The organism is Pseudomonas sp. NY5710 (assembly GCF_013305665.1).
GTDB classification, from domain to species: Bacteria; Pseudomonadota; Gammaproteobacteria; order Pseudomonadales; family Pseudomonadaceae; genus Aquipseudomonas; species Aquipseudomonas juntendi.
On the sequence record NZ_CP045554.1, the window covers coordinates 5,261,580 to 5,279,324 of the forward strand.

Sequence of the window (17,745 nt, forward strand, 5' to 3'; positions counted from 1 at the left end):
CAGGCTTGCGGTCACGCGCGGTCTCCTCTAGGCAGGAACGAATCAGTACGATTGACGTTTAGTGCAGGCAATAGTGCCGGATCAGGTCACGCAATAGACGCACGGTAGGCTCGATTCGTGACATTTCAAGGTATTCGCCGGGCTGGTGGGCGCAGGCGATGTCGCCGGGGCCCAACACGATAGTCTGGCAACCCAGCTGCTGAAGATAAGGTGCTTCGGTGCCGAACGCCACCGCTTCGGCGCGATGGCCGGTCAGGCGTTCGGCTACCTGCACCAGCTCGGCGTCGGCCGCCTGCTCGAACGGCGGCACCTCCGGGAACAGCGGTGCGTAGTCGATACGGACCTCGTGGCGCTCGGCCAGCGGCTGCAGTTTCTCGCGGATGGCCGCCCGCAACTGCTCGGCATCCATGCCCGGCAAAGGCCTAAGGTCGAACTCCAGTGCGCACTGGCCGCAGATACGGTTTGGGTTGTCGCCGCCGTGGATGCAGCCAAAGTTCATGGTCGGGGTGGGCACGCTGAACTGTGGGTTGCGGTAGGTTTGCTGCCATTGCTGGCGCAGGCCCATCAGCTCGCCCATGACCGCGTGCATGGCCTCCATGGCGCTGTGGCCCAGGCTTGGGTCCGAGGAATGGCCGCTGCGCCCCAGGATATCGATGCGCTCCATGAGGATGCCCTTGTGCATGCGGATCGGCCGCAGCCCGGTCGGTTCGCCGATCACCGCCGCTCGCCCCAACGGCTGGCCAGCCTCGGCCAGGGCGCGGGCACCAGACATGGAGCTTTCTTCGTCACAGGTGGCGAGGATCAGCAGGGGCTGCTTGAAATCGTGCTCCAGCAGCGGAATGACGGCTTCGATGATCAGGGCAAAGAAGCCTTTCATGTCGCAACTGCCCAGGCCAACCCAGCGTCCATCGGTCTCTGTCAGCTTCAGCGGGTCACTGCGCCACAGTTGTTCGTCGTAGGGCACGGTGTCGCTGTGCCCCGCCAGCACCAGGCCGCCCGGGCCTGTGCCGCGGCTGGCCAGCAGGTTGAACTTGCCGGGGCTGACCTGCTGGATATCGCATTTGAAGCCAAGGTCGCCCAGCCAGCCGGCCAGCAGGTCGATGACCTGACGATTGGACTGGTCCAGCGCCGGTTGGGTGCAACTGACCGAAGGCGCAGCGATCAAGGCGGCAAACTGGTCTTTCAGCGTCGGCAACGGCATGCGCGTACTCCTCGGAAGCGTTGCCCATCATAGCAATGCCATTCGTTCGCAGGGCAACCGTGTGGGCTTCTTCGCGGGCTTGCCCGCTCCCACAGGGATTTCAATGCCTTCAAGGGCTGCGCTTTGCCTGTGGGAGCGGGCGAGCCCGCGAAGAAGCCACCACGATCCAACAGATCACAGCCGACTGCTGTAAACTCCTTGCCAACCACGCCCCCTCCTTCGAGTCTGTGATGCACAAAGAAACCGAACTCAAGCTACGCGCCAGCCGCGAGACCCTTGCCGCCCTGCGCGAGCACCCTCTGCTGAAAAAGCGCAACAAGTCCGGCTGGCAGACCCGCGAACTGACCAACCAGTACTTCGACACTGCCGAGCGTGAGCTGTCTGCTGCCCGCGTGGCCCTGCGCCTGCGTCGCGATGGCGATGTGGTCATCCAGACCCTCAAGTGCCGCGGCCAGAGCGTAGCGGGCCTGTCGGAGCGCAATGAGTACGAGTGGAACCTGGACAAGCCCAAGCTGGACCTGAAAAAGCTCGATGCCACCTGCTGGCCCGAACAACTGGCCGGCCTGGACAAAAAGACCATCAAGCCACTGTTCACCACGGACTTCACCCGCGAGTTCGCCGAAATCGCCTGGGGCCGTGGCAAAAGCAAGGTGGTGATCGAGGCCGCGCTGGACCAAGGCTTCGTGGTCGCCGGCAAGCGCAAGGAAGCCATCTGCGAGCTGGAACTGGAGCTGCGCGAAGGTGAGCCGCAGGCACTGCTGGAACTGGCCGCCGAGCTGGCCGCCAGCCTGCCGTTGATGCCGTGCGACATCAGCAAGGCCGAGCGCGGCTATCGCCTGCTGGAGCCAGACAGCTATGAGCTGGGCCTGCCAGGTGCCGAGCTGGACGCGGAAATGGCCGTTGACGACGCCTACGCCGCCCTGGCCTGGCAACTGCTGGGCAGCAGCCAGCGCCTGGCCGAGCAGTACCGCCACAATGGCCACTGGCGCCTGTTGCAGGACTGGGTCGAGTGCCTGAGCGAACTGCGCGCGTTGACCGCCAGCCTGGGCCAGGCCGCACCGCGTGCCGCTACCCGTGAACTGCGCAGCAGCCTCGACGCCCTGCTGGAAGACTGGCGCCCGCTGGTGCAAGCCGGTAACGACGACGAAGACATCCGCCGCGCCGCGCCCGAGCAGTTTGCCGAAGAGCTGGAAGACGTGCGCTGGGGCCAGTTCTCGCTGGAAACCTCACGCTGGCTGCTGGCCCGCGCCTGGACGGTAGAACGCAAGGGCCGTGGCGAACGCCAGGGCAAGGCGCAGCTGGCCAGCTGGATGGGCCATTTGCTGGGTGAAGAAGGCCGTGCACTGAAGCTGCCGCTGTACACCCAGCGCCCCGAAGACCTGGCTGAGCAACTGCCGCGCATCGAACAACTGCTGGCCTGGCTGCACCACGCCCGCCAGGTGCTGGAAGCACCGCAGATGGACCGCCTGTATGGCGACCTGAAGAAGCTGCATGAGCTGGCCGAACTGCCGATCAGCGATGAAGTGCTGGAAGCACGCATCGACCAGGCACGGGCAGTTGACCAAAGCCGTGGCTGGAAGCACCTGCTCAAGGCCTGATACGGCCCTGTAGGAGCGGCCTTGCTTCGCGAAAGGGGTGCGAAGCGCCCCCGGGATCTGCGCTTCAAGCAGATACTGCCGGGGCCGCTTTGCGGCCCTTTCGCGACGCAAGGCCGCTCCTACACGAAACCACGTCAGCGGGTCTTGAGCGGCAGGCTGGTCGTGGACTTGATCTCTGAAAGCGCCACAATCGAGTTTACTTCCTGAATTCCCGGCACGTTCGACAGCTTTTCGAAGAAGAACCGCTCATAGGCCTCGATATCCGAGGTAACGATGCGCAGCAAAAAATCCACCGCGCCCATCAGCACATAGCATTCCAGCACCTCCGGGAAGCCGCGAATGGCCTCGGTGAATTCGGTGAAGTTGGAGCGCCCGTGGGCATTGAGCTTCACCTCGGCGAATATCTGGGTGTTCAGGCCGATCTTCTTGCGGTCGAGCAAGGTCACCTGCCCACGAATCACCCCCTCGTCCTTCAAACGCTGGATACGCCGCCAGCACGGTGACTGTGACAGGCCCACACGCTCGGCAATCTGCGCGCTGGAAAGCGAAGCGTCCTCTTGCAGCAGTTCAAGAATGCGCCGATCGTAGGCGTCCAGCTCGCTATGCATTGCTGTTTCTCCATAGTGGGTGCTGACGAATTGCTCAATTCGACAGCCAGGCAAAATGGTCAAATCATAGCGAATAAAGGCTGCCTAATGCCTGTCAGTTAAGCGTTACTGGGGCTGCTTTGCAGCCCTTCGCGGGCACGCCCGCTCCCACACGTTAGGCGCTGAACTCAAGAAATGCGCAATCCCCTGTGGGAGCGGGCGTGCCCGCGAAGGGTCGCAAAGCGGCCCCAAATTACTTAACTGACTGGCATTGGCCTGTAGCCTCGCGGAATGCCTCTACACCGTACGTGTAAAACCCCGAAACCCTTCCCCCGTGATGCCCGCGCCCCGCCCGGCTAGCCTGACCGGCACATTCCCGATCAGGCACGGACGCCCAGCATGCATAGCCCGCACACAATGACCCTCGACCTTGAACGCGTGCTCGCCGCCCTGGTCGCCGACCAGCACCTGCACGCCAACGACACCCAGCACGTGCTCGATCACGCCGCCGCCCACCCCGCTTGCCATCCGCTCGAACAGATCGCCGCCTGCAGCCTGGAACACCGCCAACAGCCTGGCCAGCAGCTGGACCTTGAGCACCTTTGCCAATGGCTGGCCCGCAAGGTCGGCCAGCCTTACCTGCGCATCGACCCCATGCAGCTTGACCTGCCCCAGGTCAGCGGCCTGATCGCGCCGGCCTTCGCCCAGCGCCACGGCATCCTCATCGTCGCAGCCGACGCCCTCGGCGTTACCGTCGCCAGTGCCGAGCCCTACCAGAACGACTGGCAGGCCGACCTGGCCCGCAGCCTGGGCCGGCCGATTCGTCGGGTGCTGGCCAGCCCGTTGCAGATCCGCCAGGCAGGGCAGTCGTTCCAGCACCTGGCCCAGTCGGTAAAAGGCGCGCAATACCAGCAGGCCGCCGGCCTGGGCGAACTCGAGCAACTGCTGGAACTGGGCAAGCGCCAGGCCGAAGCCAGCGCCGACGACGCGCACATCGTGCACATCGTCGACTGGTTGCTGCAGTACGCTATCGAACAACGTGCCAGCGACATTCACCTGGAACCCCGCCGCGATCAGGGCCAGTTGCGCTACCGCATCGACGGCCTGCTGCATAACGTGTACGCCTTTCCTGCCGGCGTGACCTTGGCACTGGTCAGCCGCCTCAAGCACCTGGGGCGCATGGATGTGGCGCAAAAGCGCCGGCCGCAGGACGGCCGCCTGCACAGCCGCCTGCCCGGCGGCGGTGAGGTCGAGCTACGGTTGTCGACCCTGCCAACCGCCTACGGCGAAAAGCTGGTGCTGCGCCTGTTCGACCCGCAGCAACTGCACGAGGGCTTCGACCGCCTCGGCCTGCAAGGCCAGCAACTGGCCCAGTGGCAGCGCCTGTTGGCCAAGCGCCAGGGCATCATCCTGGTGACCGGCCCCACCGGCTCCGGCAAGACCAGCACGCTGTATACCAGCCTCAAGCTATTGGCCACGCCACAGGTCAACCTGTGCACCATCGAAGACCCCATCGAGCGCCTGGAGCCGGCGTTCAACCAGTTGCAGGTGCAGCCCGCCCTGGACCTTGGTTTTGCCGCCGGGGTACGCGCCCTGCTGCGTCAGGACCCGGACATCATCATGATCGGCGAAATTCGCGACCGCGAAACGGCCCTAGTGGCGGTACAGGCCGCCCTGACCGGGCATTTGGTGCTGTCTACCCTGCACACCAACGATGCCTGCGCGGCCATCACCCGCTTGCAGGAACTGGGCGTGGCCGACTACCTGATCAAGGCGACGCTGGTCGGCGTCCTGGCCCAGCGCCTGGTGCGCACCCTGTGCCCGGACTGCCAGGCGAATACCTGCGCCCATTGCCGTACCTGCCGAGGCACCGGCTTTCATGGCCGCACCGGTTTGTTTGAACTGCTCGAGCCCAGCGACAAGCTGCGCGCGCTGATTGGCCGGGATGCCGACCTGACCGTTCTGCGGCAACAGGCCCTGGCCGATGGCCTGGTGGACCTTCGTCGTTGTGGCGAGGCCAAGGTGACCACTGGGCAGACCTGCATGCATGAGGTAATGCGCGTCTGCGGCTGACGAAAAGCCCGGGCATTCAGGAACTTGCCCCATTGGAAAAGATCCAACGGCGCATCTTCAACCCCCACCCTTCGAGGTGTTTCAACATGCGTCTCAAAACTGCCGTTGCCGCCGCTGCCCTGCTCTCGCTGCCTGTGGGCTCGGCCATGGCTGATACCTTTTGGCGTAACGTGATTTCTTCCGGAGCAACGACTGGGTCGACCTACCTGACGTCGCGGGACCACAAGCTTGTCCTCGCCGCGCAGGACGACGCCAGCAGCTTCGTTGCCAGCGAAGGTGCGATCCGTGGGCCGTTCCTGGAAGCCGCCATGCACCAGGCGCGGGCCGAGAACCCGGGGCTGCAGGCCTCGGACATGGAGCTGGCCAATGCCATCCTGGCCAAGAATGCGGTAGCCGAGTAAAACCCCGGGGCGCGCGCTGCGCGCCCAATCGGTCACCCTGCGCTTTCAGCGATAAGCCTCCACCGGCACACAGGCACAGAACAGGTTGCGGTCCCCATACACGTTGTCGACCCGGTTAACCGCCGGCCAGTATTTGTGTTGGCGCACATGCGCAGCCGGTGCCACCGCCTGCTCCAGGCTGTAGGGCCTGTCCCATATGCCCAGGACATCGGCCAAAGTATGCGGCGCATGCCTGAGCGGGCTGTTCTCTGCCGGCCACTTGCCATCCTGAACGTCCGCGATCTCCGCGCGAATCGCCAGCATCGCTTCGATAAAGCGGTCCAGCTCGGCCTTGGACTCACTTTCGGTCGGTTCCACCATCAGCGTACCCGGCACCGGGAACGACATGGTCGGTGCATGGAAGCCATAGTCCATCAGGCGCTTCGCCACGTCCTCCTCGCTGATTCCCGTCAGCGCCTTCAACGGCCGCAGGTCGAGTATGCACTCATGCGCCACGCGCTGGTTACGCCCGCGGTAGAGCACCGGGAAGGCCCCAGCCAGCTGGCTGGCCAGGTAGTTGGCAGAGAGGATCGCCACCTCGCTGGCGTCAGCCAGTTGCGGGCCCATCATGGCAATGTACATCCAGCTGATCGGCAGAATGCTGGCGCTGCCCCAGGGCGCAGCGCTGACCGCACTGTTGTTCGGATCCAGGCCGGGGACCGGTACCACCGGGTGGCTGGCGACGAAGGGTTGCAGATGAGCGCGAACACCGATCGGCCCCATGCCCGGACCACCGCCGCCGTGGGGGATGCAGAAGGTCTTGTGCAGGTTCAGGTGCGACACATCGGCCCCAATGTCGGCAGGGCGCGCCAACCCCACCTGGGCATTGAGGTTGGCGCCGTCCATGTACACCTGGCCGCCGTGCTGGTGCACCACGTCACAGATTTCGCGAATGCCCTCTTCGTACACGCCGTGGGTGGAGGGGTAGGTGATCATCAGGCACGACAGGCGCTCACCGGCTGCACCGGCCTTGGCCTTGAGGTCTGCCAGGTCGACGTTGCCGTCCTGATCGCAATCGACAATCACCACCTCCATGCCGGCCATCTGTGCCGACGCCGGGTTGGTGCCGTGTGCCGACGACGGGATCAGGCACAAGGTACGCTGCGGTTGCTGGCGGCTGCGGTGGTAGCGGGTTATCGCCATCAGGCCAGCGTACTCACCCTGGGCCCCAGAGTTGGGCTGCATGCAGATGGCATCGAAGCCGGTAATGGTGCACAGCCAGCTTTCCAGCTCGTCGATCATCGCCTTGTACCCGACGGCCTGCCCCGCCGGGGCGAACGGGTGCAACTGAGCGAAAGCAGGCCAGGTGATCGGGATCATCTCGCTGGTAGCATTGAGCTTCATGGTGCAGGAGCCCAGCGGGATCATCGACTGGTTCAGCGCCAGGTCCTTGTTCTCCAGCTGCTTGAGGTAGCGCAGCATCTCGGTTTCGCTGTGGTGCAGGTTGAACACCGGGTGGGCAAGGAACGGCGAATGCCGCACCAGGCTGGGCGGAATGCCTTCGGCCAGGGCCGACTGGTCAAGCGCGGCGATGTCCAGCCCGTGGTCCACCCCCACGAAAATGTCCAACAGGCGCAGCACTGTCTGCTCGTTGCAGGTTTCATCCAGGCTCACGCCCAGGTGGCCGCGGCCCAGTATGCGCAGGTTGATCTGTGCGGCTTCAGCGCTCTCGATGATGGCGGCCTGTGCGCCACCCACGTCGAGGGTAAGGGTGTCGAAGAAGTGCTGGTTGAGGCGCTTGATGCCTTTGGCCGCAAGGCCGGCCGCCAGTATCGCCGTCAGCCGGTGCACGCGCTGGGCAATGCGCTGCAGGCCTTGCGGGCCGTGGTAGACCGCGTAGAAGCCGGCGATGTTGGCCAGCAGTACCTGCGCCGTGCAGATGTTGGAGTTGGCCTTTTCACGGCGGATATGCTGCTCGCGGGTTTGCAGGGCCATGCGCAACGCGGTGTTGCCACGGGCATCACGCGACACGCCGATGATGCGCCCGGGCATGGCCCGCTTGTAGTCGTCGCGGCAGGCGAAATACGCCGCATGTGGCCCGCCGTAACCCATCGGTACACCAAAGCGCTGGCTAGAACCCAACACCACATCGGCGCCCAGCTCGCCGGGCGGCGTGAGCAGTACGAGGCTGAGCAGGTCGGCAGCCACGCAGGCCAGGGCGTGCTGGCCATGCAAGTGCTCGATCAGAGGGCGCAGGTCGCGCACCTCGCCGTGGGTATCGGGGTACTGCAGCAATGCGCCGAATACCGCATGCGTGTTCAGGTTATCCACAGAATCGATGATCAGTTTGAAGCCGAAGCCTTCGGCGCGGGTCTTGAGCACTGACAGGGTCTGCGGGTGGCAGTGCTCATCGGCGAAGAATGCGTTGCTCTTGCTGCGCGCTACCCGCTTGGCCAGGGCCATGGCCTCGGCGGCGGCAGTCGCCTCGTCCAGCAGCGAGGCGTTGGCCAGGGCCAGCCCGGTCAGGTCGATGACCATCTGCTGGTAGTTCAGCAGCGCCTCCAGCCGGCCCTGGGCTATTTCGGGCTGGTAAGGCGTGTAGGCGGTGTACCAGCCGGGATTTTCCAGCACGTTGCGCAGGATCACCGTGGGGGTGATGGTGCCGTGGTAGCCCATGCCGATCAGGCTGGTCCATACCTGGTTTTGCGCGGCGTAACCCGCGAGTTTGGCCAAGGCCGCTTGCTCGTCGAGTGCCGGTGGCAGGTCGAGGGGGCGCTTCAGGCGGATGCCTGGCGGAACGGTTTGCTCGATCAGCTCGGCGCGGCTCGCCACGCCCAGAGCGTTGAGCATGGCCTGCTGCTCGGCGGCATCCGGGCCCAGGTGGCGACGCAGGAACGGGTTGAGCTCTTGCAGTTGATGCAGGGACGGCGACTGGGACATGACCACGCTCTCTTCCTGGAACAGCTCTCATGGAGACTACAAGTCTAGGAAGGGATTGCCGGTTGTGCGGGGAAACTTGTTTGCAGGTCCGGCCTCTTCGCGGCTAAAGCCGCTCCTACAAGGGGTCGCGCAAGACGCAGGGCCATGCAATACCTGTAGGAGCGGCTTTAGCCGCGAAGCAGGCGACGCGGTCTTATTCGCCGATCGCAGCCTTGTAACCGGCAGCATCCAGCAGCTTGTCCAGCTCGGCACCGTTGCTTGGCTTGAGCTTGAAGATCCACGCCCCGTAAGGCTCTTCGTTGAGCAGCTCCGGGCTGTCAGCCAGCTCTTCGTTCACCGCGATCACTTCGCCACCCACCGGGGCGTAGATGTCCGAAGCGGCCTTGACCGACTCGACCACGCCGGCAGCGTCGCCCGCGGCGAACACCTTGCCGACTTCGGCAAGCTCGACGAACACCACGTCACCCAGGGCTTGCTGGGCGTGGTCGCTGATGCCCACGGTAACGCTGCCGTCGGCTTCCAGGCGGGCCCACTCATGGCTTTCGGCGAAACGCAGGTCGGCGGGGATATTGCTCATGTCTTGAATTCCTCGATTGGCTCAGCGGTACGCCCGCCGGTAAATAATGGTTCAGATCAGGATCTTGCCGTGGCGCACGAAGGTCGGTTTGACCACCCGCACCGGGTACCACTTGCCGCGAATTTCCACCTCGGCCCGGTCACCGGTGGCCATGGGCACGCGCGCCAAGGCAATGGACTTGCTCAGCGTAGGCGAGAAACTACCACTGGTGATCTCCCCTTCGCCAATACCGGCGACACGCACGACCTGATGGGCGCGCAGCACGCCGCGCTCTTCCAGTACCAGGCCGACCAGTTTTTCCTGCACACCGTGCTCGATTTCCGCCAACAGGGCAGCGCGGCCAATGAAGTCACGCTCGGCAGGCTCCCAGGCAATGCTCCAGCCCAGGTTGGAGGTAAGCGGGGTGTGCTGCTCGTCAATGTCCTGGCCGTACAGGTTCATGCCGGCTTCCAGGCGCAGGGTATCGCGCGCGCCAAGGCCGCTGGGGGCAATGCCGGCACCCACCAGTTCGTTGAAGAAGCCCACGGCCTGGTCGCCAGGGAAGATGATCTCGAGGCCGTCTTCACCGGTATACCCGGTGCGGGCAATGAACCAGTCGCCTTCGGCAAAGCCTTTGAACGGGCGCAGTTCGCGGATCAGCGCGGCACGCGCGGCGCTTAGCAGGGGCGCAACCTTTTCTCGGGCACGCGGGCCCTGGATGGCAAGGATGGCCAGGTCGGGACGGACCTTGAAGTCCACGGCAAAACCGTCACGCTGCTGCTGCAGCCAGCCGAGCACCTTGGCGCGGGTAGCGGCGTTGGTGACCAGGCGATAGCCATCTTGCGTGCGGTATACGATCAGGTCGTCGATCACTCCGCCCTGCGCCTGCAACAGCGGGCTGTATAGCGCTTTGCCGGTGTCGTCGAGGCGGGCCACATCGTTGGCCAGCAGACGCTGCAACCAGGCAGTGGCATCGCGACCATCGACATCGATCACGGTCATGTGGGAAACATCGAACACCCCGCAATCGCTGCGCACCTGATGGTGCTCCTCGACCTGCGAGCCATAGTGCAGGGGCATGTCCCAGCCACCGAAATCGACCGTCTTGGCGCCTAGCGCCAGGTGCAGGTCGTACAAAAGCGTGCGCTGTCCCATGGGTTTCTCCTTCCGGGCGTGGCGAAGCGGCGGCGGTCGATGACGTTGCGCGTCAGCTCTTGTTGTTTGACACCCGCCGCGCGAATGCCGCGCATTGTAGCCGCAAGCCCGCGCTCTGGCACCCTCAGTGACTGTGGCCGGGTCGACGGGCCGAACGGCGGATCAGGCCGATGACCGGCAACAGGCCCACCAGCACCAGCGTCAGGGCGGGCAATGACGCTCGCGCCCATTCGCCTTCACTGGTCATCTCGAAAACCCGCACCGCGAGCGTGTCCCAACCGAACGGCCGCATCAGCAAGGTGGCCGGCATTTCCTTGAGTACGTCGACAAACACCAACAAGGCCGCGCTGAGGGCGCCCGGGAGCAACAGCGGCAGGTAAACCTTGAGGAACAACCTGGCACCGCCGACACCCAGGCTGCGTGAAGCCTCGGGCAAAGAAGGCCGAATGCGCTCCAGGCTGCTTTCCAGTGGCCCGTAAGCCACGGCGATAAAGCGCACCAGGTAAGCCAGCAGCAAGGCCGACAGGCTGCCCAGCAGCAACGGTTTGCCGGCCCCGCCCAACCAGCCGGACAGCGGGATGACCAACTGGTTGTCCAGGTAGCTGAAGGCCAGCATGATCGACACCGCCAACACCGAACCGGGCAAGGCATAGCCCAGGTTGGCCAGGCCAACCCCGGCGCGTATGCCGGCGCTCGGCGCCTGGCGTCGGGCGAAGGCCAGCAGCAATGCCGCGCTCACGGTGAGCAGCGCGGCCATGGCGCCCAGGTACAAGGTGTGCGACACCAGGCCGACATAGCGCTCGTCCAGGTCATGCCGCCCGCGCTGCCAGAACCACACCAGCAGTTGCAGCAGCGGGATGACGAAGGCGCAGGCGAACACCAGCAGGCACCAGCCGCTGGCCAGCAACGCCTTCAGCCCGCGCAAGCGGTACAGCGCCTGCCCGCGTGGCCGCTCGTTGCCACTGCGGCTGGCGCCGCGGGCACGGCGCTCGCCGTACAGCACCAGCATCACCGCCAGCAGCAACAGGCTGGCCAGCTGGGCTGCGCTGGACAGGCTGAAAAACCCGTACCAGGTCTTGTAGATGGCTGTGGTGAAGGTGTCGAAATTGAACACCGCCACCGCGCCGAAATCGGCCAGGGTTTCCATCAGCGCCAGGGCGACACCGGCGCCGATCGCCGGCCGCGCCATGGGCAGCGCCACCCGCCAGAAGGCCTGCAAGGGTGATAACCCAAGTACCCGCGCAGCCTCCATCAAGCCTTTGCCCTGGGCCAGGAACGCCGTGCGCGCCAGCAGGTAGACATAGGGGTAGAACACCAGCACCAGCACGATGATGACCCCGCCGGTAGAGCGCACCCGGGGCAGGCGCATGGGGCCGAATAGCTCACGCAGTGCGGTCTGCACCGGGCCCGCGAAGTCCAGCAAGCCGACGAACACGAAAGCCAGCACATAGGCAGGTATGGCGAACGGCAACATCAGCGCCCAGTCCAGCCAGCGCCGGCCGGGGAACTCACAGAGGCTGGTGAGCCAGGCCAGGCTGACGCCCAACACGGTGACGCCGATGCCCACACCCACCACCAGCGCCAGGGTATTGCCCAGCAGGCGAGTCATCTGGGTGTCGAGCAGGTGCGACCAGATCTGCACGTCTAGGGATTGCCACGACAGCAGCAGCACGCTGAGGGGCAGGAGTACCAGGGCAGCGATCAGCGATACCGGCAAGTACCAGCGGCGTTGGGGGGTGTGGGACAAGGTGAATGTCTCTATGGCTGGTTTGCGACCGCTTTGCGGTCGTTCGCGGGCTCGCCCGCTCCCACAGCGGTCCCTGTGGGAGCGGGCGAGCCCGCGAAAAGGCCCTTTCAGGCCCCGAGAGGATAAAGCCCGGCGCTTAATTCCAGCCAGCCCGATCCATCAGGCGAATGGCTTCAGCCTGGCGTTTGCCGGCAATTTCCACCGGAATGCTGTCGGCCTTGAAGCTGCCCCACGCTGCCACTTCTTCCGATGGCCTGACCTTCGGGTTGGCCGGGAATTCCTGGTTGATGTCGGCGAACAGTTTCTGTGCTTCTTCGCCCGTCATCCATTCCACCAGCTTGGTCGCTGCCTCGGGGTGCGGTGCATGTTTGCTAAGGCCAATGCCCGACAGGTTCACGTGCACGCCACGGTCGCCCTGGTTGGGCCAGAAGAGCTTCACCGGCAACTGCGGGTTCTGCTTGTGCAGGCGGCCGTAGTAGTAGGTGTTGACGATGCCCACGTCGCACTGGCCGGCCGCAATGGCCTGGATCACCGCGTTGTCGTCGGAGAACACATCGGTGGACAGGTTGTTGACCCAGCCTTTGACGATTTGCTCGGTCTTCGCCTCGCCATGGGTTTCGATCAGGGTGGCGGTCAACGACTGGTTGTAGACCTTTTTCGCCGTGCGCAGGCACAGGCGGCCTTCCCACTGCTTGTCGGCCAGGGCCTCGTAGGTGCTCAACTCTGCCGGTTTGACCCGCTCGCTGGAGTAGACGATGGTGCGCGCGCGCAAGCTGAGGCCGGTCCAATCATGGGACGAGGCGCGGTACTGCGGCGGAATGTTCTGGTCGATGGTGGCGGACTTGATCGGCTGCAGGATGCCCATTTGCTCGGCCTGCCACAGGTTGCCGGCATCGACGGTCAGCAGCAGGTCGGCCACGCCATTGTCGCCCTCGGCCTTGATGCGCTGCATCAGCGGCGCTTCCTTGTCGGTGATGAACTTGACCTTGACGCCGGTTTTGGCGGTATAGGCATCGAACACCGGCTTGATCAGCTCATCGATGCGCGAGGAGTACACCACCACTTCTTCCGCTGCCTGGGCGGTGCCGCCGAACAAAGTCAGGGCCAGGGCGGCCAGTAGGGGCTTGCGTGGCAACATGGAAAGCGCTCCTCGGAAGGTATGAGAGGCGCAAATGGTAGTGAATCCCATTTTCTGGCTCATCCTTTGAGCCGTTACCGGATGTTGCAGAGGGGGCGCAAAGCGGCCCCCGCCATCTCAAGCCTTGGCCAATTCCGGCAAATCCCCGGACAGCCCCAACGCCTGGCGCACGAACATCGCCTTGGCTTCGGGCAGCTGCTGCACCAGCTTCAGCCCACTGTTGCGCAACCAGCGCAACGGCAGCGGGTTGGCCTGGAACAACCGCTCGAACCCTTCCATCGCCGCCATCAGCGCCAGGTTATGCGGCATGCGCCGGCGCTCGTAACGGCTCAATACCTTCACGTCCGCCAGCCGTTCGCCACGCTCGCAGGCCTTGCCCAGTACGTCGGCCAGCACCGCCGCATCCAGAAACCCCAGGTTGACGCCCTGCCCGGCCAAGGGGTGGATGGTGTGGGCCGCATCACCCACCAACGCCAGGCCGTGCTCCACGTAGCGCTTGGCGTGGCGCTGACGCAGCGGTACACACACCCGTGGGTCGGCCTGCAGCACGCTCCCCAGGCGCCCCTCGAAGGCCCGCTCCAGGGCCTGCACGAAGGCAGCGTCATCCAGCGCCATCAACCGCTCGGCCTGCTCCGGCGTGGTCGACCAGACGATCGAGCACCAGTCTTGCTGGCCTCCTCGGGTCAACGGCAGGAAGGCCAGCGGCCCCTCATCGGTGAAGCGCTGCCAGGCTGTGGCCTGGTGCCCGGCGCTGCAACGCACGCTGGTCACGATGGCGTGGTGCAGGTAATCCCATTCGCGGGTGTCGCAACCGGCCAGCCGCCGCACGGCCGAATGGGCGCCATCGGCCGCGACCACCAGCGGCGCGCGCAAGCGCCGGCCATCGGCCAGGGTCAGCAGCCAGTCATCGCCAGAGCGGCGCAGTTGTTCCAGCCGCGCGTTGGCCAGCAGGCCGACATCGCTGTCGTGCAGGCGCTCCAGCAGGCTGTCCTGCACCACCCGGTTCTCGACGATATGGCCGAGCACCTGGGCATGCACGCTGGCCGCCGAAAAGTGAATCTGCCCGGTGCCGCTGCCGTCCCACACATGCATGTCGGAGTACGGTGTGGCACGCCGCTGGGCAATGCCTTCCCAGGCACCGAGGCGTTCGAGAATGCGCTGGCTGGCGGCCGACAATGCGCTGACACGCGGTTCGAACGGAGCCTGGGCATCGAACGGCTTGACCGTCAGCGGGCCGCCGTCGAGCAAGAGGATTTGCAAGCCACTGTGGCGTAACGCCAGGGCCAGGGCGCTGCCGACCATACCGGCACCGACAATCAACAGATCTGCGCGCATTTCCATGCCTACGCCTGCCTCGCTTGCGGCTTGAGCCGCACGTATAGGGTTTTATCGACCCGCGCCACCAGTTCGCCGGCGCCATCGCGGATATCGACCTGCACACGCGGCAGGCACTTCTTGCCGGTAGCGGTCTGCTGACGAATGTCGTTCAGCAGCGCGTCATCGACGTGGAATTCGGCAAACACCGGGCCTTTGCCCGGCGCGATGAAATCGATGCTGGCGGCCTTGTCCCAGACAATGTAGTCGCGCCCCAACTGCTCGATCAGCAACAGCATGTAGAACGGGTCGACCATGGCATACAGGCTGCCGCCAAACTGGGTACCGACGTAATTGCGGTTCCAGCGCGTCAGCTTCATTGCCACCTTCACGCTGCGCAGGTCCGGGCTGATGTGCTGCACGCGGATACCTGCCCCCAAGTAAGGCGGGTAAAGGTTCAACAGCCAGCGCAGCATGCGCGCCCGGCGTGCGCGTTTACGGGGGTTGTTCATGCCTGGCCCTGCCGGTCGGGGCGGGTGCCCAGGCCCATGGCCTGGCGAGCGAACCAACTTTTGGCCGGTGGCAGCAGGTCAAGCCCGAGCAGGCCCAGGTTACGCCCGGCGGCCAGCAACGGCTGCTGGCTGCCGAACAGGCGGGTGACCTGGTCGGAGAAGCCGATGGTCATGGCCTGGTCCAGGCGCTGGCGCTGGTGATAGGCCTGCAGCGTGGCCAGGTCGCCCGGGCGCTGCGGGCCGGCAAGCAACGCCTCGGCCAACGCTTGCACGTCACGCAACGACAAGTTGAACCCCTGGCCGGCAATCGGGTGCAAGCTGTGCGCAGCGTTGCCGAGCACCACCAACTGTGGCCGCACCTGCTCCTGGGCTTCGATCAACGACAGCGGGTACAGATGCCGCGCACCCACCTGGCGCAGCGCACCCAGCCGGTAGCCGAACACCCCCTGCAACTCGCGCAGGAAACTGCGCTCGTCGATGGCGGCCAGCCGTTTGGCGTCCATGCCCTGGCGGGTCCATACCAGCGCGCAGCGGTTATCCGGCAATGGCAGCAGGGCCATGGGGCCGTCTTCGGTGAAGCGCTCGAAGGCCTGGCCGCGATGGGCCTCGCCAGGGCTGATGTTGGCGATCAGGGCGCTCTGCTGGTAGGGCGTATGGCGTACCTGGATGCCCAGTTGCTCGCGCAAACCAGAACGGCCGCCGTCGGCCAGCACTGCCAGGTCGCAGTGCAGCTGGGTGTCGTCGTTCAAGCGCAGCTGGTAGCCACCGTCGACCGCCTGCAGCGCGGTCACTTCTGCCGGGCAGCGCCAGCTGACCACCTCGCGGTCCAGGCCTTGCCACAGGCACTGGCCCAGCCAGGCGTTCTCCACCACGTAACCCAGCGCCGGCACGCCTTCTTCCTGGGCATCCAGGCGGGTGGCGCCAAAGCGGCCACGGTCGGAGACGTGAATCTGCCGGATCGGCTCGGCTCGGTGGCCAATGGCCTGCCACAGGCCCAGTTGCTGGTAGATCTGCTGGGTGCCGAACGACAAGGCCGAAGAGCGGGCATCGTAGCTGGGCTGGTAACTGTCGCCAGGGGCGAACGGCTCGATCAGCAGGATCTTCCAGCCTCTGGCCTTGGCCCCGGCCTGCAAGGCCAACGCCAGGCTGGCACCCACCAGGCCGCCACCAATGATTGCCAGGTTTACCCGGTTCATGCGGCGTCCTTGCGTGCAGCCTGCATCAGCGCCTCGATCTCGGCGACCGTGCGTGGCACGCCCGAAGTGAGGATTTCACAACCTTGCCTGGTCACCACCACGTCGTCCTCGATCCTTACCCCAATGCCGCGCCACTTCTTGGCCACGGCCTGATTGTCGGCACCAATGTAGATACCCGGTTCGACGGTCAGCGCCATACCCGGTTCCAGCACCCGCCATTCACCGCCCACCTTGTACTCGCCCACATCGTGTACATCCATGCCCAGCCAGTGGCCGGCACGGTGCATGTAGAAGGCGCGGTAGGCTTCGCTGTCGATCAGCGCCTGCACATCGCCCTCCAGCAGGCCCAGCTCCACCAGCCCGGTGGTGATGACCCGCACGGTCGCCTCATGGGCATGGTTCCAGTGCTTGCCGGGGGCGATTTCGGCGAACGCTGCGGCCTGCGCCTTGAGCACCAGCTCGTAGATAGCCTTCTGCTCGGGTGAAAAGCGCCCGCTGACCGGGAAGGTGCGGGTGATGTCACTGGCGTAGCAGTCGATTTCGCAGCCGGCGTCGATCAGCACCAGCTCGCCCTCCCTGAGCGGCGCGTCATTCTGCTGGTAGTGCAGGATGCAGCCATTGCGCCCAGCGGCAACGATGGAGCCGTAGGCCGGCATCTTCGCCCCGCCCTTGCGGAACTCGTAGTCCAGTTCGGCTTCCAGGCTGTATTCGTACAACCCGGCCCGGCAGGCCTGCATGGCCCGCACATGGGCACGCGCAGAAATGTCTGCAGCCGCCCGCATGACTTTCACTTCCGCTGCCGATTTATACAGGCGCATGTCATGCAGCAGATGATCCAGCGCAACGAACTCGTTCGGTGGCTGGGCACCCAGCCGGGCCTTGGAGCGGATCACGTTGATCCAGTCCATCAACCGGCGGTCGAATTCAGGGTTGCTGCCCATGGCGCTGTACACCCGCTCGCGGCCTTCGATCAGGCCAGGCAGGATTTCGTCGATGTCAGCGATGGGGAATGCATCGTCGGCGCCAAAATCACTCACTGCGCCTTCCTGGCCGGCGCGCAAGCCATCCCACAGCTCCCGCTCAGGGTTGCGCTCACGGCAGAACAGCACGTACTCACCGTGCTCGCGCCCGGGGATCAGGGCAATGACCGCCTCTGGCTCGGGGAAGCCGCTGAGGTACTGGAAGTCGCTGTCCTGGCGGTACACGTGCTCGACGTCACGGTTGCGGATGGCAACGGCGGCGGCGGGTAGGATGGCGATGCTGTTGGGGACCATCTGCGCCATCAGCGCCTTGCGCCGCCGGGCATACTCGGCCTTGGGAATGTGGCTCATGGGCAGACTACCCCTGG

General features: G+C 65.0%; 14 protein-coding genes. 3 read left to right on the top strand and 11 right to left on the bottom strand.

Going from position 1 to position 17,745, the window contains the following annotated elements; translation table 11 throughout:
- Window positions 1-58: 58 nt before the first annotated feature.
- Window positions 59-1,201 carry an acetylornithine deacetylase gene (gene argE, locus GEV39_RS24190; RefSeq protein ID WP_173891497.1) on the bottom strand — a complete coding sequence of 381 codons (1,143 nt, stop codon included), beginning with the start codon at window positions 1,199-1,201 and terminating at the stop codon, window positions 59-61.
- A 230-nt stretch (window positions 1,202-1,431) separates the two neighbouring features.
- Here argE and GEV39_RS24195 point away from each other — a divergent pair, with 230 nt between their 5' ends.
- On the top strand, window positions 1,432-2,799 hold the full coding sequence (locus GEV39_RS24195) for a CYTH domain-containing protein (RefSeq protein ID WP_173891498.1): 1,368 nt from the start codon (window positions 1,432-1,434) through the stop codon (window positions 2,797-2,799).
- Between the two features lie 134 nt (window positions 2,800-2,933).
- Here the strand turns inward: GEV39_RS24195 and GEV39_RS24200 are convergent, their stop codons facing one another.
- Window positions 2,934-3,407: an Lrp/AsnC family transcriptional regulator gene (locus GEV39_RS24200; protein ID WP_054905209.1), complete on the bottom strand. Its 474-nt coding sequence runs from the start codon at window positions 3,405-3,407 to the stop codon at window positions 2,934-2,936.
- A 378-nt stretch (window positions 3,408-3,785) separates the two neighbouring features.
- Between GEV39_RS24200 and GEV39_RS24205 the strand changes: the two genes are divergently transcribed.
- Together GEV39_RS24205 and GEV39_RS24210 are read left to right on the top strand one after the other, a co-directional pair.
- Window positions 3,786-5,459 carry a GspE/PulE family protein gene (locus tag GEV39_RS24205; RefSeq protein ID WP_173891499.1) on the top strand — a complete coding sequence of 558 codons (1,674 nt, stop codon included), beginning with the start codon at window positions 3,786-3,788 and terminating at the stop codon, window positions 5,457-5,459.
- A gap of 86 nt (window positions 5,460-5,545) precedes the next feature.
- A complete protein-coding gene (locus GEV39_RS24210; RefSeq protein ID WP_173891500.1) occupies window positions 5,546-5,860 on the top strand; it encodes a DUF2388 domain-containing protein in 315 nt (104 codons plus the stop codon).
- Between the two features lie 45 nt (window positions 5,861-5,905).
- Here GEV39_RS24210 and gcvP read toward each other — a convergent pair whose 3' ends face one another.
- The 9 genes from gcvP to pepP all read right to left on the bottom strand — a co-directional run bounded on the left by gcvP (window position 5,906) and on the right by pepP (window position 17,728).
- Complete coding sequence (gcvP, locus tag GEV39_RS24215) at window positions 5,906-8,779, bottom strand: aminomethyl-transferring glycine dehydrogenase (RefSeq protein ID WP_173891501.1); 2,874 nt, start codon at window positions 8,777-8,779, stop codon at window positions 5,906-5,908.
- Window positions 8,780-8,972: 193 nt separating this feature from the next.
- Window positions 8,973-9,356: a glycine cleavage system protein GcvH gene (gene gcvH / locus GEV39_RS24220; protein WP_173891502.1), complete on the bottom strand. Its 384-nt coding sequence runs from the start codon at window positions 9,354-9,356 to the stop codon at window positions 8,973-8,975.
- 51 nt (window positions 9,357-9,407) lie between these two features.
- Window positions 9,408-10,490, bottom strand: a complete 1,083-nt coding sequence (gene gcvT, locus GEV39_RS24225) for a glycine cleavage system aminomethyltransferase GcvT (RefSeq protein WP_173891503.1) — start codon at window positions 10,488-10,490, stop codon at window positions 9,408-9,410.
- Window positions 10,491-10,614: 124 nt separating this feature from the next.
- A complete protein-coding gene (locus tag GEV39_RS24230; protein WP_173891504.1) occupies window positions 10,615-12,237 on the bottom strand; it encodes an ABC transporter permease in 1,623 nt (540 codons plus the stop codon).
- Window positions 12,238-12,373: 136 nt separating this feature from the next.
- Window positions 12,374-13,375 (bottom strand): extracellular solute-binding protein, encoded by a 1,002-nt coding sequence (locus GEV39_RS24235; RefSeq protein ID WP_173891505.1) that lies wholly within the window; start codon window positions 13,373-13,375, stop codon window positions 12,374-12,376.
- 117 nt (window positions 13,376-13,492) lie between these two features.
- The gene (locus GEV39_RS24240; protein ID WP_173891763.1) at window positions 13,493-14,710 is read right to left on the bottom strand and encodes a 2-octaprenyl-3-methyl-6-methoxy-1,4-benzoquinol hydroxylase; all 1,218 of its coding nucleotides are present in this window, start codon (window positions 14,708-14,710) and stop codon (window positions 13,493-13,495) included.
- An 8-nt stretch (window positions 14,711-14,718) separates the two neighbouring features.
- A complete protein-coding gene (locus tag GEV39_RS24245) occupies window positions 14,719-15,201 on the bottom strand; it encodes a DUF4442 domain-containing protein (protein ID WP_173891506.1) in 483 nt (160 codons plus the stop codon).
- Complete coding sequence (gene ubiH / locus GEV39_RS24250) at window positions 15,198-16,397, bottom strand: 2-octaprenyl-6-methoxyphenyl hydroxylase (RefSeq protein ID WP_173891507.1); 1,200 nt, start codon at window positions 16,395-16,397, stop codon at window positions 15,198-15,200. Before ubiH ends, GEV39_RS24245 begins: the two co-directional genes overlap by 4 nt.
- Complete coding sequence (pepP, locus tag GEV39_RS24255; protein WP_173891508.1) at window positions 16,394-17,728, bottom strand: Xaa-Pro aminopeptidase; 1,335 nt, start codon at window positions 17,726-17,728, stop codon at window positions 16,394-16,396. Before pepP ends, ubiH begins: the two co-directional genes overlap by 4 nt.
- Window positions 17,729-17,745 lie beyond the last annotated feature (17 nt).

Excerpts from the sequence above, each read along its gene's own strand:
- GEV39_RS24245 (WP_173891506.1), bottom strand. The coding sequence starts at position 15,201 with ATGAACAACCCCCGTAAACGCGCACGCCGGGCGCGCATGCTGCGCTGG.
- GEV39_RS24195 (WP_173891498.1), top strand. The coding sequence starts at position 1,432 with ATGCACAAAGAAACCGAACTCAAGCTACGCGCCAGCCGCGAGACCCTT.
- GEV39_RS24240 (WP_173891763.1), bottom strand. The coding sequence starts at position 14,710 with ATGCGCGCAGATCTGTTGATTGTCGGTGCCGGTATGGTCGGCAGCGCC.
- gcvT (WP_173891503.1), bottom strand. The coding sequence starts at position 10,490 with ATGGGACAGCGCACGCTTTTGTACGACCTGCACCTGGCGCTAGGCGCC.
- ubiH (WP_173891507.1), bottom strand. The coding sequence starts at position 16,397 with ATGAACCGGGTAAACCTGGCAATCATTGGTGGCGGCCTGGTGGGTGCC.
- GEV39_RS24235 (WP_173891505.1), bottom strand. The coding sequence starts at position 13,375 with ATGTTGCCACGCAAGCCCCTACTGGCCGCCCTGGCCCTGACTTTGTTC.
- GEV39_RS24205 (WP_173891499.1), top strand. The coding sequence starts at position 3,786 with ATGCATAGCCCGCACACAATGACCCTCGACCTTGAACGCGTGCTCGCC.
- gcvH (WP_173891502.1), bottom strand. The coding sequence starts at position 9,356 with ATGAGCAATATCCCCGCCGACCTGCGTTTCGCCGAAAGCCATGAGTGG.
- pepP (WP_173891508.1), bottom strand. The coding sequence starts at position 17,728 with ATGAGCCACATTCCCAAGGCCGAGTATGCCCGGCGGCGCAAGGCGCTG.
- GEV39_RS24200 (WP_054905209.1), bottom strand. The coding sequence starts at position 3,407 with ATGCATAGCGAGCTGGACGCCTACGATCGGCGCATTCTTGAACTGCTG.
- argE (WP_173891497.1), bottom strand. The coding sequence starts at position 1,201 with ATGCCGTTGCCGACGCTGAAAGACCAGTTTGCCGCCTTGATCGCTGCG.
- gcvP (WP_173891501.1), bottom strand. The coding sequence starts at position 8,779 with ATGTCCCAGTCGCCGTCCCTGCATCAACTGCAAGAGCTCAACCCGTTC.
- GEV39_RS24210 (WP_173891500.1), top strand. The coding sequence starts at position 5,546 with ATGCGTCTCAAAACTGCCGTTGCCGCCGCTGCCCTGCTCTCGCTGCCT.